Raw genomic sequence first — 15,000 nt, 5'->3', positions numbered from 1 at the left:
TTAGCGCATGATCCGCCGCGCGAGAACCCCCGAAACCCGCCCCGCCGAAACGAGAGAGGCCGCCTTGGTGCAAGATGAATTCTTTGACGAAGGTGCCTTGGTGGCGGTTCTGACCACGCAGCCGCTGGACCGTCTGCTGGATTACAAGGCGCCCGAAGGTGGCTGCCGGCCCGGTGCCTTCGTCGAAGTGCCGCTTGGGCCGCGCAAGGTGCTGGGTGTCGTCTGGGGGCCGGGCAAGGGAGATTTCGACTATGCCAAGGTGCGCTCGGTCATTCGCGTTCTGGATGCGGCGCCGATGCGCGAGGAGATGAAAAGCTTTCTGGAAAAATCGGCGGCCTACACGCTGACACCGCTCAGCGCGATGTTGCGGCTGGCGACGCGCGCGCCGGGGCTGGGCGATCCGCCGTCGATGCGCAAGATCTACCGGCGGGGGGCCGGCGATCCCGACCGTGTGACCAAGGCGCGCACGGCGGTGATCGAAACCTTGGCCGAATACGGCGATCTGGCGTTCACGCTCAAGGAACTGGCCGAGATGTCCGGCGTGACCCCATCGGTCGTCAAGGGGCTGGTCAAACAGGGGGTTGTGCGCGAGGAGGACAGCCCGCGCGATCTGCCCTTCGGGCGGCTGGATCCGGAACTGCCGGGCAAGGCGCTGACGCCGGATCAGGCGGCGGCCTCCGACCATCTGGCCTGTGCCGTCCAGTCTGGCGACTACGGGACCACGCTTTTGCGCGGGGTCACCGGGTCGGGCAAGACCGAAGTCTACCTCGAAGCGGTGGCGGCGGCCTTGCGGCAGGGGCGGCAGGCGCTGGTGCTGTTGCCCGAAATTGCGCTGACGGCCGAATTCCTGACCCGTGTCGAGGCGCGTTTCGGCGCCAGACCCGCCGAATGGCATTCGGGCGCCACGATGACCGAACGCCGCCGGATCTGGCGGATGGTTGGGCAAGGGCAGGCGCAGCTGGTGATCGGGGCGCGGTCGGCCCTTTTCCTGCCGTTTCAGAACCTCGGGTTGGTGGTCGTGGACGAGGAGCACGACACCTCCTACAAACAGGAAGACGGGGTGCTTTACAACGCGCGCGACATGGCGGTGCTGCGGGCGTCGATCTGCGGGGCGCATGTGGTGCTTGCCTCGGCTACACCGAGCCTTGAAAGCTGGGTGAACGCGCAGGCAGGCAAATACGAAAGGCTCGAGCTGACATCGCGCTTCGGTCCGGCGGTGATGCCGCAGATGGGTACCATCGACATGCGCGTGGAGGGCCTGCCGTCGGACAGGTGGGTGTCGCCAAGGCTGAAGGCCGAGGTGGACGCCCGGCTGGAGCGCGGGGAGCAGGCGATGCTGTTCATCAACCGCCGCGGCTATGCGCCGATCACCCTGTGCCGGGCCTGCGGACACCAGATCGGCTGTGACGATTGCGACGCACGGATGGTAGAGCACCGGTTTCTCAAGCGGCTGATCTGCCACCAGTGCGGCGAGAGCAAACCGATGCCCACGGTGTGCCCTTCGTGCGAGGCCGAGGACAAGCTGGCGGCGATCGGCCCCGGTGTGGAGCGGCTGGGCGAGGAGGCCGCGGCGCTCTGGCCGGAGGCGCGCATCGCCACGCTGAGTTCGGACATGTACGGATCGGCCCGCGCGCTCAAGGCCGAAATCGCGGGCATCGCCGAGGGGGCCGCGGACATCGTGATCGGCACCCAGCTGGTGGCCAAGGGCCATAATTTTCCGAAACTGACGCTGGTCGGTGTGATCGACGCGGATCTGGGCCTGAGCGGGTCGGACCTGCGCGCGGCGGAGCGGACATTCCAGCTGATGCGGCAGGTGGCGGGCCGCGCGGGCCGCGCCGAAGCGCCGGGCACGGCGCTGTTGCAGACCTACCAGCCCGAGCATCCCGTGATCCGCGCGATCCTCGCCGGTGAGGAAGAGGCGTTCTGGCAGGCCGAAGCCGACGAAAGGCGGGCGGCGGGCATGCCGCCCTACGGCAGGCTGGCGGGGATCATACTGAGCGGGCCCGATGTCGCGGCGGTGTTCGACGCGGGCAACCGGCTGGCGCGCAACGACCGCGCGCTGCGCGCCGTCGGCGCGCAGGTTTTCGGACCGGCGCCCGCCCCGGTCGCACGGGTGCGCGGACGCCATCGGGTGCGGCTTCTGGTGAAGGCCGACAAGGCCGCCCCGCTGCAACGGGCGCTGGCCGAATGGGTCGGCCAGATCCGGCTGACCGGTGATTTGCGTCTAGCGGTCGATATCGATCCCCAGAGTTTCTACTGACGCCGTGCGGCGCTCTTGCGCGCGGGCGCAAGACGCCCCGCCCGCCGTCCCGTTTCCGCCCCCTAGGCGACGGATCGCGTGCGGGCGGGCTCGGGCATGAGTTTAGGGGCAAAATGGAGACCCACAGACCGTGCCGTTTTGCCCAAAACAGTCTCGCCAAAGGCGAGGCGCGGGCGTAATGAAATCCGCATGATGGATTTTCTCACACTCGATCAGGCGAAGGACCAGCCCCTCTGGCGTCGGCCCGTGACGCTGCTGTTCCTGATGGCGCTGGCGATGCCGGTGGCATTCTTCACCTGGTACGCGCTGTTGAACAACTTCGTGAAAGAGGTCGCGGATTTCGACGGCGCCGATATCGGGCTGTTGCACACGATCCGCGAAATTCCGGGGTTCCTGAGTTTTCTGGTGATCTTTCTGATCATCGTCCTGCGCGAGCAGGTTCTCGGGCTCGTGTCCCTGATGCTGCTGGGGGCTGCCACGGCGATCACCGCCTGGTTTCCGCAACTGACGGGGATCATGATCCTGACCTTTCTGAGCTCGGTCGGGTTCCATTACTACGAGACGGTGAACCAGTCGCTGCAATTGCAATGGCTTCCCAAGGATCGTGCGCCGCAGATTCTGGGCTGGCTGATGGCCACCGGATCGGCCGCGACTTTCTGCGTCTATTTCGTGATCATGGTCCTGTGGGAGCCTCTGGGCCTGACCTATAACGTGGTCTTCATGGCGGGGGGCGGGATCACCATCGGCGTGGCGCTTTTTGCGCTGCTGGCCTATCCGCAATACGAAAGCCCGCATCCGCAGATCAAGCGGCTGGTGCTGCGCCGGCGGTACTGGCTCTATTATGCGCTGCAGTTCATGTCGGGCGCACGGCGGCAGATCTTCATGGTTTTTGCCGGTTTCATGATGGTCGAGAAGTTCGGCTTTGCCGTGCACGAGATCGCGGGTCTGTATCTGATCAATCTGGTGCTCAACATGATCGTGGCGCCGATGCTGGGCCGCATCGTCGCGCGTTTCGGCGAGCGCAACGCGCTGTTGTTCGAATACGCGGGACTGGTCTGCGTCTTTCTTGCCTACGGCGGCGTCTATTTCTTCGACTGGGGGTTTCAGGTGGCGGCGGTTCTCTATGTGTTGGATCACATGTTTTTCGGGCTCGCCCTTGCGTTGAAGACTTATTTCCAGAAAATCGGCGCGCCGGGGGATATGGCGCCCACGGCTGCCGTTGCCTTCACGATTAACCATATCGCTGCGGTGTTTCTGCCGGTCTTGCTGGGGCTGTTGTGGCTTGCGTCGCCTGCGGCGGTATTCCTGCTTGCCGCGGGCATGGCGATGATCTCCTTCCTGCTGGCGGCCATGATCCCGCGCCATCCGGTGCCCGGGGGCGAGACCGTCTTTGCCGGGGCGCTGCCGCAGGCCGCCGAATGAGCGAGGCGGGGCGATTCCTGACAGGGTCCACGCTGGGGCATGTCACGCGGATGACGGCGACAGGTGCGCTGGGGATCACGTTTGTGTTCATCGTGGATGCGGCGAACCTGCTCTGGGTGTCGCAACTGGGGGATCCGCAGCTGGTCGCGGCGGTGGGCTTTGCCTACGCGGTGCAGTTCTTTTCCGTCTCCATCGCGGTCGGGCTGATGATCGCCGCAACGGCGGTGGTGTCGCGCAGCATCGGGGCGGGGGACCGCGAGCGCGCGCGCCGTCAGGCCGGGGCGGCGGTGGCGATTGCTGCGGCAACCCTCGCGGTTGTTGCCTCGCTGATCGTGGGCTTCCGGCATGCGCTGGTCGGTTTTGCAGGGGCCGAAGGGGAAACCGCGCGTCTCGCGGCGCGCTATCTGGCGATCACCATTCCGTCGCTTGTTCCGATGTCCGCCGCGCTGGTGATGTCGGGGACGCTGAGGGCAGACGGCTATGGCGCGAAGGCGATGTATATCACTCTTCTGGGGGGCTGCGTTCTGCTGCTGATCGATCCGGTGCTGATCTTCTGGATGGGTCTGGGGCTGGACGGGGCTGCGATCGGGCTGGTCCTGTTCCGCATTTGCCTGCTGGTGCTGGCCGTGCACTTCGCGATCCGCCAGCTGGCGCTGGTTGACCGGCCCCGGTTGAGCACCCTGCGCAACATCGGCAGTCCGTTCGTTGCCGTTGCCATTCCCGCCATCGCCACCCAGATGAGCACACCTGTCGGCAACTACCTTCTGACGATCGTGATGGCCCCCTACGGCGATGACGCGGTCGCCGCCTGGGCTGTGGTCGGGCGGCTGACAGTGGTGGTTTTCGGAGGGATTTTCGCGCTGAGCGGCGCGATTGGCGGCATCTTCGGGCAGAACTTCGGCGCGGGACAGCTGGACAGGGTGCGCAGCACCTACCGCGATGCGCTGATCTTCTGTCTGGGCTATACGCTGGTGGCCTGGGGGCTGTTCGTTCTGCTGGTTCCCTACATCATCGCCGCCTTCGGCTTGACCGGACAGGGGGCCGAGGTGCTGCGCGCCTTCGCCGTCATCGGTGTCGGCGGGTTCATTTTCTTCGGGGCGCTTTTCGTGTCGAACGCGGCGTTCAACAATCTGGGCAAACCGGGGCGCTCGACCCTTGTGAACTGGACCAAGGACGGGCTGCTCAGCTGGCCCGCGGCGCTGTGGTTCACGGGCATTTTCGGCGCATCGGGCGTCATCTACGGCCAGGCGGCTGCGGGGATCGTTGTTGGCGCGGCGGCGGCCACCTGGGGCTGGTTTTACGTCAGGACCCTCGAAGCGGTCGATCCGGTCACCCTTGACGCCCCGCCGCCACGGACCTACCCGAACCCCGACAGACACAGGAGACGCTGATGCCCACCTTTACCGCGCTGACGACAATGCCCGGCCGCGATGCAGCCTACCGTTTGGGCGATGCCATGGAGGCGCTCGATCCCGCGCCGACGGGTGTCGGCGTTTTCGAGATGGAGGACGGTTCGGGCCTGTGGGAGGTCGGCGGCTATTTCGAGCAAGCCCCCGACGATACCGCGCTTGCGCTGCTGGCTGCGGCGGTCGGGGCGCGCCCCTTTACCGTCAGCGAGCTGCCGGAAACCGATTGGGTGGCCCATGTGCGGCGTGAACTGGCACCGGTCGAGGCGGGGCGCTTCTTTGTCTACGGCAGCCACGATGCGGATAAGGTGCCGGACGCGTGCGAACCTTTGCTGATCGAGGCCGCGATGGCGTTCGGCACGGGCCACCACGGCACCACGCTGGGCTGTCTGCGGGCGCTGGACCATCTGGCCAATGACGGATTTGTCGGGCGCAGGGTTGTCGATATCGGCTGCGGGACGGCGGTGCTGGCCATGGGGGCTGCGCGCATCTGGGACGATCCGGTGCTGGCATCGGACATCGACGAGGTTGCGGTCGAGGTTGCAGCCGCCAATGTGGCTGCCAACGGGCTGGAAGGGCGCGTGTCCTGCGTTGAGGCAGCGGGCTTCGATCATCCGGCGCTGGCCGCTGCCGCGCCCTTCGATCTGGTCTTTGCCAATATCCTCAAGGGGCCGTTGGTCGCCCTTGCCCCCGATATGGCGGACGCACTTGATGCGGACGGCTTCGCGATTCTCTCGGGTATTCTGAACGAACAGGCTGACGAGGTGATCGAGGTTTATGCACGATCCGGCATCAATCTGCACCACCGCGAGAGCATTGGTGACTGGACGACGCTCACCCTGCGGAAAAACACCTGATTACAAACGCAATTTCGTTGAATTTGCCGCAATTGCCCCATTTCCGCCACATTTAGCCCTTAGGAAATTCTCCCAGCAGCGGTGGGGGCCACTGCAAGAGAGACCACTGTCATGGTTGAAACGAAAGAGCACTTCATTGCCCGCCTCAACACTGTAGGCGACCGGCATTCAAAGATGGTTCGTCGCGGCTATACCACACGGGTTGACCGCAACGGTGTGATCTTTGCCCAACCCAAGAAGATGCGCCTTCGCCTGCCCGTCAAGGGCGCGTTCCTGCTGGTGCTGGCCTTCTTTGTTTTCAAAGCATTCATTCTGTCGGCCAACGGGCCCGACGCCTACAAGGACCGGCTGAGCACGCTCGAGGCGGGCAACTTTGTCGAAGTTCTGGGCGCGCGCGTTCTGGCGATTGATCCGGCGACCGAATTCCTCGCCAACCAGATGGGTCCGCTGTTCCGCTGAGCCGCTTCACCCATTTCGGTCGCCGCGTCGATCCTCCGGGGGGATGGGCCGCGCGGTGATCGCGTTGCGCGTGTGTCTTGATGCGCAAAGAAAAGGCCGCGTCCGGAGAAATCCGGCGCGGCCTTGAGCTTTGGGAGGCGGCAGAAAACGGGAGGGAGGGGCCCGCGTTGCCGCGACCCTCAGCGGATCAGGTTGCTGCGCGCGACGCTGTCGATGTCGCCCCGCTCGAGGCCGATGTCGGCCAGTTCGCGGTTTGTCAGGCCAGAAAGGGCCTTGCGGGTGATCCGTGCATCATTCCATGCGACGACAGAAATCGCGAGGTCGGCAACAAATGCGACTGTGCGGTTTGCGGCAGAAGCAACGCCGTAGCTGGTGCGGGTGGTGTCAAAAGCAGCCATTGTAGCCGTCCTTCTCTTGATAGGGTTAAGCTGATTTTCTCAGCGTGGTGATCGGCAAATAGGCAGAGTGAGAACCCCGCGCAAGGACCGAATACGCCTAGCTGATATGCGTTTTCTGCATGTCGCAAATATTCGCTTAATTAACTGTAATACATAGGGAAATTTAAAGTCTGCCCGTGCCGCTTTGCTGCGACGCAGCGTCGTTTTTGGACGCGGGTTTCGCGCCGCGTTGCAAATGCGACACCGGCAATGTCGCAATTGGAATGGTGGTACAAAACCGTATGCAATGTTCGCGTTTCGTGCTAGTGCAGCGGAAAAGCAACAATAACGAGGGTGCGAGCGGATGATCAGGGTGATCGGGATCGACCCCGGCCTGCGCAATATGGGCTGGGGTATTATCGATGTGGCGGGCAGCAGGCTGAGCCACGTGGCAAACGGGATCTGTCATTCGGATGCGGCGCAGGATCTGCCCGCGCGGCTGCTGGCGCTTCATGGCCAGCTGACACGGGTCTTTGCCACCTACCGTCCGCATCAGGCGGCGGTCGAGCATACATTTGTCAACAAGGACGGGGCCGGTACGCTGAAGCTGGGGCAGGCGCGGGGCATCGCCTTGCTGGTGCCGGCACAGGCGGGGCTGCAGGTGGGTGAATATGCGCCCAACGCGGTCAAGAAAACGGTGGTCGGGGTCGGCCACGCCGACAAGGGACAGATCGCCCATATGGTGCGGATGCAGCTTCCTGGGGTCGAGATTGAGGGTCCCGATGCGGCGGATGCGCTGGCGGTGGCGATCTGCCACGCCCATCAGGGCGGCGCATCGGCGCTGGCGGCGGCGGTCGCGAGGGCGGCGTCTTGATCGGGAAGATCACCGGCCGCATCGAATACCGCGCGGCGGATCACGTGCTGATCGATGTGCGCGGTGTGGGATATCTGGTCTATTGCTCCGAGCGGACGCTGGCGGGGTTGCCGGGCGCGGGGGAAGTCGCGGCGGTCTATACCGATCTTCTGGTGCGCGAAGACCTGATGCAGCTTTTCGGTTTTTCGACGCTGGCAGAGAAGGAGTGGCACAGGCTTCTGACCTCGGTGCAGGGGGTGGGGGCGAAGGCCTCGCTGGCGATACTCGGGGCGCTGGGCCCGGACGGTGTGAGCCGCGCGATCGCGCTGGGCGACTGGAATGCGGTGAAAGCCGCCAAGGGCGTGGGGCCGAAACTGGCGCAGCGGGTGGTTCTGGACCTCAAGGACAAGGCCCCGTCGGTGATGGCGATGGGCGGCAGCGTGGCCGAGGCACTGGGCGATGCGGAGGCGGAGGTCGTCGAGAGTGCGGCACCGAAGAAACCCCGCGCAGCACCTGCGGCGAACGCCAATGCGCAATCGGAGGCCCTGTCCGCGCTGTCGAACCTCGGCTACAGCCCCGGCGATGCGGCGGGCGCCGTGGCACAGGCCGCCGCCGACGCGCCGGAGGCCGAAACGCCCGCACTGATCCGCGCGGCGTTGAAACTGCTGGCACCGAAAGAGTAGACGTAAGGCTCATCAAGCCCTTGTTCGGGCATTCTTCGCGAGGCCAACATGACCCAGAGCGATCCGACCCTTCGACCCGAGCCGATGCCCGAGGATTTCGACCGCGCGCTGCGGCCGCAGATGCTGGATGAATTCGTGGGGCAGGCAGAGGCGCGCGCCAACCTCAAGGTGTTCATCCAGTCGGCGCGCCAGCGCGAGGAGGCGATGGATCACACCCTGTTCCACGGCCCGCCCGGTCTGGGCAAGACCACGCTGGCGCAGATTATGGCACGCGAGCTGGGGGTCGGGTTCCGGATGACATCGGGGCCGGTGCTGGCCAAGGCGGGCGATCTTGCGGCCATCCTGACCAATCTCGAAGCCCGCGATGTGCTGTTTATCGACGAGATTCACAGGCTCAATCCGGCGGTGGAAGAAGTGCTCTATCCCGCGCTGGAGGATTTCGAGCTCGATCTGGTGATCGGTGAGGGGCCGGCGGCGCGCACCGTCAGGATCGAGTTGCAGCCTTTCACGCTTGTCGGGGCGACAACCCGCATGGGGCTGCTGACCACGCCGCTTCGTGACCGGTTCGGCATCCCGACGCGGCTGCAATTTTATACCGAGGATGAGTTGTTCGTGATCGTCGAGCGCAACGCGCGCAAGCTCGGCGCCCCCGCCGAGGAGGCCGGCGCCCGCGAGATCGCGCGCCGCGCGCGCGGCACGCCGCGGATCGCGGGACGCTTGCTGCGGCGGGTCGTGGATTTTGCCGTGGTCGAGGGCGATGGTCGGGTGACACAGGCGCTGGCCGATATGGCACTGACGCGGCTGGGTGTGGACAAGCTGGGCCTCGACGGGGCCGACCGCCGGTATTTGCGCCTGATCGCGGAGAATTATCAGGGCGGCCCCGTGGGGATCGAAACCATGTCTGCTGCCCTGTCGGAATCGCGGGATGCGCTGGAAGAGGTGATCGAGCCCTATCTTCTGCAGCAGGGGCTGATCCAGCGGACCCCGCGCGGCCGGATGCTGGCGCAAAAGGCCTGGATTCATCTGGGAATGACGCCGCCCAAGGGACAGGTCGATCTGTTTGGCTGAGGCCGGATTAGAGTTTATTGGCCAAATGGAGAGCCGACGCCGTGGCCCCGTCCGCCGCAGGTGCGGGGATTGATGCCCGCGGCCCGGATGGAGTAGGCAGGGCGCGAAAGGACATCCGCCATGACACCAGAAGAGATCGAAGCCCTGTTCACCCGCGCCGATGGCGCGTTTTTCTTTGCGCGCTGGGGGCGTCCCATCGCTCCGGTTGTTTTCGGTGTCGAGGAAAAGACGCTGGAAGTGGTGAAAGGCGCGCTCGAGGCGGTGTCGGTACTGGCGGGTCACAAGATGGCCGAGACCGATGCCGAACTGGGCTCGAATTTCATGGTGTTCTTTTTCAAGGAGTGGGCGGAGCTGCCGGAGGTGCCCGGGATGGACCGGCTGGTGCCCGACCTGCTGGCGCTGGTCGACCGGTTGCAGAAGGCGGAGGCGAACCAGTACCGTTTTTTCCGCTTTGACGAAAACGGCGCGATCAAGGCCTGTTTCGTGTTCCTGCGCATGGACGCGCAGCTGAGCGCCGTCCCGGCGGAGACACTGGCGCTAAGCCAGATCGTGCAATCCTATCTTCTGTGGTCGGATACGGCCTTTCGGGATCGCTCCGCGCTTGCCGTTTCTTCCGAGCGGACGATCCTGCGGCCCGAGATCGCGGATCTGATCCGCGCGGCCTATGATCCGGTGCTGCCGCCCGCGTCACAGGACGCAAGCCATGCCCTGCGGCTCTATGCGCGGATCGAAGCCGCGGATCGCGCGCAATGACGCATCGCAAGCAAATACGGGTCTACTACGAAGACACCGACATGGCGGGCATCGTCTATTACGCGAATTATCTGCGCTATATCGAGCGCGCGCGCAGCGACTGGGTGCGGGATGTGGGCATCGACCAGCTTGCCATGAAGGAGGCGGGGGTCGTCTTTGCCGTGCGACGGGTGGAGGCGGATTACATCCAGCCCGCGCGCTTCGACGATATACTGGACGTGCGCACTGCACTGGAGAGCCTGTCGGGCGTGCGGATGGTGATGACGCAGGAGGTGATGCGCGGCGAGACGCTTCTTTTCACCGCGCGGGTGCAGATCGTGTGCATCGGGGCGGGCGGGAAGCCTGTGCGCCTTCCGGCAGAACTCCGCCGACTTGAGGGCTAGGAGCGGCGGCGCTCAGCTATCTCTCGCCTTTTGGATTGCGCTGGGCTAGTTTCCACGCAAATGGAGTCCGATAGCGGACCCGCCGAGGCAGTTAGAGTAGAGCACACCCATGCAGACAGCATTGATCGCCGCCGAAATCGGGGGCAGCATCACCGTTTGGGGCATGTTTGCCCAAGCGACCGTCACCGTAAAACTCGTCATGATCGCGCTGGTTGCGGCGTCTTTCTGGTGCTGGTCGATCATCGTGCAGAAAATCATCCAGTATCGCGCCGCCCGGCGCGAGGCGGAGGCTTTTGACCGTGCCTTCTGGTCGGGAGAGCCGCTGGACGGGCTTTACGACGAAATCGGTCCCGAGCCGCGCGGGGCGTCGCAGAAGATATTCGTCGCGGGCATGACCGAATGGCGGCGGTCGCACCGCGAGGACGGCGGCCTGATTCCCGGTGCGACCGCGCGCATCGACCGGTCCATGGACGTGGCCATCGCGAAAGAGGCCGAGCGGCTGCAAAAGGGGTTGCCGGTGCTGGCGACGACCGGATCGACCGCGCCCTTCGTCGGTCTGTTCGGGACCGTCTTCGGGATCATGAACGCCTTTATCGAGATCGCGGAGCAGCAGAATACGAACCTTGCGGTCGTTGCGCCGGGTATTGCGGAGGCCTTGCTGGCCACCGGGCTTGGCCTGATGGCCGCGATCCCGGCGGTGGTGTTCTACAACAAGCTCAACGCCGACAGCGACCGGATCCTGAACGGCTATGAAGCCTTTGCGGACGAATTCGCCACCATCCTCAGCCGCCAGTTGGACAGCTGAGCCATGGGTGCGGGTGTCATGCAAAAGAAATCCGGGGGCGGCAGACGCCGCCGCCGTGGCGGTGCGCAACCGATTTCCGAGATAAACGTCACACCTTTCGTGGACGTCATGCTGGTGCTGCTGATCATCTTCATGGTTGCGGCACCTCTGCTGACCGTCGGTGTGCCGGTGGAGCTTCCGAAAACGGCGGCGCAGGCGCTGCCGAGCGAGCAGGAAGAGCCGCTGACCGTCACGCTCACGGCAGAGGGCGCGGTGCAGATCATGACCACCGAGACCCCGCGCGAGGAGCTGGTGAGCAAGCTGCGTGCGGTAGCGGCCGAACGCGAGGGCGACCGCGTGTTCCTGCGCGCGGACGGGGCGGTGCCTTACAGCTCGGTGATGGAGATCATGGGTGCGCTCAATGCCGGCGGATTCTCGAACATCGGATTGGTGACGGACATCGGCGGACCGACGCTGGACCAGACCGGGGACTGAGCTGATGTCGCGCACGCGCAAGATCGGCAATATCGTATCCGGGGTAGGGCACGTCGGCCTGATCGGCTGGATCATGTTCGGGGGCTGGTTTTCCAGCCGTCCCGAACCTGTCGAGTTTCAGGAGGTCGCGGTCATCAGCGGTGCCGAATTCGCCGCGATGATGGACGCCCGCCAGCAGCCGCAGGAGATCGCCGAGACCCCGACGCCCGCAGCACCTGAAGTGACCGAAGACGCCCCCGAAGTGGACGTGGCGCCGCAGGAACCGGTCACGCCGCCGCCACCACCCGCCGAAGAGGCAGCGGTGCCCGAACCGGTCGAAGAGCCCGTGCCGCAGGTATCGGAGGCTGCGCCGGAACTGCCTGAGCCGCCTGCCGAAGTGACGGTCAAGGACGCGCCGGTCGATGACACGCCCGTTGAACGCCCCGCCGACGTTGTGCGGCCCGAACCGGCACCCGCGCCCGAGCCCGATGTGGCCGAAGCGCCCGAGCCGCAAGAGGCCGCGGTGCCGGAAGAAACAGGCGAAACCGTGGAGGAGCCACGCGAGGCGGCCCAGACGCCCGAAGCTTCCGACCGGATCGTGACCGAAGCCGCAGAGCCCCCTGCCGCGTCTCCGACAGCTTCGCCGCGTCCGCCCGCCCGCCGCCCCGAGCCACCGCGCCCTGTGCAGGCTGCGGAAACACCTGCACCCGCTGCGCCGCAGGAAGACACGAGCGCCGTGGACGATGCCGCCGTTCAGGCCGCGCTGGAAGCGGCGATGAGCTCGGCGCAGACCGAGGTGCCGACCGGGCCGCCGATGTCTTCTGGCGAAAGGGATGCGCTGCGGCTTGCGGTGCAGAACTGCTGGAACGTCGATACCGGCGCACGCTGGCCGACCGTGACCGTGGCAATGTCCATGACGCAGGACGGCAAGGTCGTGCAAAGCAGCCTACGCATGGTCGCCAGTGAAGGCGGTGACAGTGCGCTGGCCAATGCGGCCTTCGGCGCCGCGCGCCGCGCGATCCTGATCTGCCAGCGCGAAGGCTATCCGCTGCCGCCGGAGAAATACGGCCAGTGGCAAGAGATCGAAATGACGTTCAACCCCGAAAGAATGCGGATCCGATGACCCGACTCGCGCGTTCAGCCGTGAAAAGATGCGCGTCATTCCCCTGCGGGAGAAGGCAGTTCTTTCTCCCCGTTGCGAAATGCGGGATGCGACGAAATACTGCGGGGGCGTATACGCTCCGAAAGGATGAGGGACTATGAGACTTCTGACACTGTGCCTGGCGATTTTCTGTGCGGCGATGACCGGTGGTAGTGCCACCGCCCAGCAAGGGCCGCTGCGGATCACCATCGAAGAAGGCATCATACAACCGATGCCTTTCGCGGTGCCGAATTTTCAGGCTGAAACCGGTGAGGCCGGACAGCTTTCCGCCGATCTCGCACGGGTGATCGCGGCCGATCTGCAAGGGACGGGCGTCTTTCGCGAAATCCCGTCCAGTGCATTCATCTCGGACTACAGCGATTTCAACGCCCCGATCCAATACGCGGATTGGAAGGCGATCAATGCACAGGCGCTGGTCACAGGTGCGGTATCGGTGTCCGGCAACAGCGTGAACGTGAAATTCCGCGTCTACGACGTGGTGTCCGGCACCAACATCGGCGAAGGCTTGCAGTTCTCGGGCACCACCGACGGCTGGCGCCGGATGGCCCACAAGGTCGCCGACGAGGTCTACTCGCGGATCACCGGCGAGGGCGGCTATTTCGACAGCCGCGTTGTCTTTGTTTCCGAGACCGGACCGAAAGACGACCGGATGAAGCGGTTGGCGATCATGGACTATGACGGCGCCAACGTGCGCTACCTCACCGACAGCAGCTCGATCGTGCTGGCGCCGCGTTTCTCGCCCAACGGCGACCGGGTGCTCTATACCAGCTACGAGAGCGGTTTTCCGCGGATCTACGTGCTCGATGTGGGATCGGTCCAGCGTCGGGTTCTGGAAAGCGCCGAAGGAAACATGAGTTTTGCACCGCGGTTTTCGCCGACGGGCCAGACGGTCGTTTTCTCGATCAGCCAGGGTGGCAATACCGACATCTACACCATGGATATCAATTCTGGCCAGTCGATCCGCCTGACGAATACGCCCAGCATCGAAACCGCCCCCAGCTACAGCCCCGACGGCACGCAGATCGTGTTCGAAAGCGACCGGTCGGGATCGCCGCAGCTTTATGTGATGCCCGCAACGGGTGGCGAAGCGCGGCGTATTTCCTTCGGCGAAGGCCGCTACGGCACCCCGGTGTGGTCACCACGCGGCGATCTGATCGCCTTCACCAAGCAGAACGCGGGCCGTTTCCACATCGGCGTTATGCGCACCGACGGCTCAGAGGAGCGCCTGCTCACGGCATCGTTTCTTGACGAGGGGCCGACATGGGCGCCGAATGGCCGCGTGATCATGTTCACCCGCGAAACGCAGGGCGAAGGAGGCGCGTCATCTCTCTATACGGTCGACATCACGGGCCGTGTGCTGCGTCAGGTCAGTACACCCGACGGCGGGTCTGATCCCAGCTGGTCGCCGTTGCAGCAATAACGCGCAGGCTGCCACGGCTGGCCTTCCCCCGGGACAGGCCGCTGTGATAGGGTTTGGCGCATAACAACAAGAAGCACTTCATTTCTGATCGAGGTCGAGACCCATGAAATTCCTTACCGTATCGGCACTGGTGGCCGCAGTTGCGCTGAGCGCGTGCACAAATCCCAGCCGCTTTGGCAACGACGATCCGCTTGCGGGCAGCGGCAACCCGACAGGCGGGCAGCCGCTGAACGGGGTTGTGCCCGGCAGTGCCAGTGATCCTACCTCTACCGCCTATTTCAACCAGACGGTTGGCGACAGAGTACTGTTCGAGGTGGATCAATCGAACCTGACGCCGGTCGGGCGCGCCACGCTGGACGGGCAGGCGTCGTGGCTGCTGACCAACTCGGACTATCAAGCCGTGATCGAAGGTCACGCGGATGAACAGGGCACCCGCGAATACAACCTCGCGCTCGGTGCGCGCCGTGCGAATGCCGCGCGCGAGTACCTGATCGGGCAGGGCATTCCTGCGGCGCGTCTGCGTGTGGTCAGCTACGGCAAGGAGCGGCCGATCGAAATCTGCTCGAACGAGGCATGCTACGCCAAGAACCGCCGCGCCGTGACCGTGCTGGCCGGTGGCGGCATCAGTTAAAGGGTAGC

At 64.8% G+C, this 15,000-nt stretch carries 16 protein-coding genes; 15 read left to right on the top strand and 1 reads right to left on the bottom strand.

What is annotated here, in order from left to right:
• Positions 1-7: 7 nt before the first annotated feature.
• The 5 genes from ABMC89_RS07240 to ABMC89_RS07220 all read left to right on the top strand — a co-directional run bounded on the left by ABMC89_RS07240 (position 8) and on the right by ABMC89_RS07220 (position 6,404).
• Positions 8-2,260, top strand: coding sequence for a primosomal protein N' (locus ABMC89_RS07240; protein WP_349566660.1), 2,253 nt, complete (start codon positions 8-10; stop codon positions 2,258-2,260).
• 189 nt (positions 2,261-2,449) lie between these two features.
• Positions 2,450-3,682 carry an MFS transporter gene (locus tag ABMC89_RS07235; RefSeq protein ID WP_349566658.1) on the top strand — a complete coding sequence of 411 codons (1,233 nt, stop codon included), beginning with the start codon at positions 2,450-2,452 and terminating at the stop codon, positions 3,680-3,682.
• Positions 3,679-5,073: an MATE family efflux transporter gene (locus ABMC89_RS07230; RefSeq protein ID WP_349566656.1), complete on the top strand. Its 1,395-nt coding sequence runs from the start codon at positions 3,679-3,681 to the stop codon at positions 5,071-5,073. Before ABMC89_RS07235 ends, ABMC89_RS07230 begins: the two co-directional genes overlap by 4 nt.
• Positions 5,073-5,945 carry a 50S ribosomal protein L11 methyltransferase gene (locus tag ABMC89_RS07225; RefSeq protein WP_349566654.1) on the top strand — a complete coding sequence of 291 codons (873 nt, stop codon included), beginning with the start codon at positions 5,073-5,075 and terminating at the stop codon, positions 5,943-5,945. Before ABMC89_RS07230 ends, ABMC89_RS07225 begins: the two co-directional genes overlap by 1 nt.
• Positions 5,946-6,056: 111 nt before the next feature.
• Entirely contained in the window at positions 6,057-6,404 is a 348-nt protein-coding gene (locus tag ABMC89_RS07220; protein ID WP_349566652.1) for a hypothetical protein, read from the top strand.
• 179 nt (positions 6,405-6,583) lie between these two features.
• Here ABMC89_RS07220 and ABMC89_RS07215 read toward each other — a convergent pair whose 3' ends face one another.
• Positions 6,584-6,802, bottom strand: coding sequence for a DUF1127 domain-containing protein (locus ABMC89_RS07215; RefSeq protein WP_349566651.1), 219 nt, complete (start codon positions 6,800-6,802; stop codon positions 6,584-6,586).
• 346 nt (positions 6,803-7,148) lie between these two features.
• Between ABMC89_RS07215 and ruvC the strand changes: the two genes are divergently transcribed.
• The 10 genes from ruvC (at position 7,149) to pal (ending at position 14,992) form a co-directional block, all read left to right on the top strand.
• Entirely contained in the window at positions 7,149-7,655 is a 507-nt protein-coding gene (gene ruvC / locus ABMC89_RS07210) for a crossover junction endodeoxyribonuclease RuvC (protein ID WP_349568549.1), read from the top strand.
• Positions 7,652-8,317, top strand: coding sequence for a Holliday junction branch migration protein RuvA (ruvA, locus tag ABMC89_RS07205; RefSeq protein ID WP_349566649.1), 666 nt, complete (start codon positions 7,652-7,654; stop codon positions 8,315-8,317). Before ruvC ends, ruvA begins: the two co-directional genes overlap by 4 nt.
• Before the next feature lie 48 nt (positions 8,318-8,365).
• On the top strand, positions 8,366-9,385 hold the full coding sequence (gene ruvB, locus ABMC89_RS07200) for a Holliday junction branch migration DNA helicase RuvB (RefSeq protein WP_349566647.1): 1,020 nt from the start codon (positions 8,366-8,368) through the stop codon (positions 9,383-9,385).
• A 120-nt stretch (positions 9,386-9,505) separates the two neighbouring features.
• Entirely contained in the window at positions 9,506-10,138 is a 633-nt protein-coding gene (locus ABMC89_RS07195; RefSeq protein WP_349566645.1) for a hypothetical protein, read from the top strand.
• Positions 10,135-10,521 carry a tol-pal system-associated acyl-CoA thioesterase gene (ybgC, locus tag ABMC89_RS07190; RefSeq protein WP_349566643.1) on the top strand — a complete coding sequence of 129 codons (387 nt, stop codon included), beginning with the start codon at positions 10,135-10,137 and terminating at the stop codon, positions 10,519-10,521. The genes ABMC89_RS07195 and ybgC overlap by 4 nt, the downstream gene beginning before the upstream one ends.
• A gap of 109 nt (positions 10,522-10,630) precedes the next feature.
• Positions 10,631-11,326 carry a protein TolQ gene (tolQ, locus tag ABMC89_RS07185; RefSeq protein WP_349566641.1) on the top strand — a complete coding sequence of 232 codons (696 nt, stop codon included), beginning with the start codon at positions 10,631-10,633 and terminating at the stop codon, positions 11,324-11,326.
• Between the two features lie 3 nt (positions 11,327-11,329).
• A complete protein-coding gene (tolR, locus tag ABMC89_RS07180) occupies positions 11,330-11,800 on the top strand; it encodes a protein TolR (RefSeq protein ID WP_349566639.1) in 471 nt (156 codons plus the stop codon).
• A gap of 4 nt (positions 11,801-11,804) precedes the next feature.
• Positions 11,805-12,902, top strand: coding sequence for a cell envelope integrity protein TolA (gene tolA, locus ABMC89_RS07175; protein WP_349566637.1), 1,098 nt, complete (start codon positions 11,805-11,807; stop codon positions 12,900-12,902).
• 178 nt (positions 12,903-13,080) lie between these two features.
• Entirely contained in the window at positions 13,081-14,361 is a 1,281-nt protein-coding gene (tolB, locus tag ABMC89_RS07170) for a Tol-Pal system beta propeller repeat protein TolB (RefSeq protein WP_349568547.1), read from the top strand.
• Positions 14,362-14,464: 103 nt separating this feature from the next.
• Positions 14,465-14,992: a peptidoglycan-associated lipoprotein Pal gene (gene pal / locus ABMC89_RS07165; protein ID WP_349566635.1), complete on the top strand. Its 528-nt coding sequence runs from the start codon at positions 14,465-14,467 to the stop codon at positions 14,990-14,992.
• Positions 14,993-15,000 lie beyond the last annotated feature (8 nt).

It is taken from the genome of Sulfitobacter sp. HNIBRBA3233 (assembly GCF_040149665.1).
GTDB lineage: Bacteria > Pseudomonadota > Alphaproteobacteria > Rhodobacterales > Rhodobacteraceae > Sulfitobacter > Sulfitobacter marinivivus.
The sequence above is the reverse complement of the archived record's forward strand: the minus strand, read 5'-3'. Positions and strand labels throughout refer to the sequence as shown.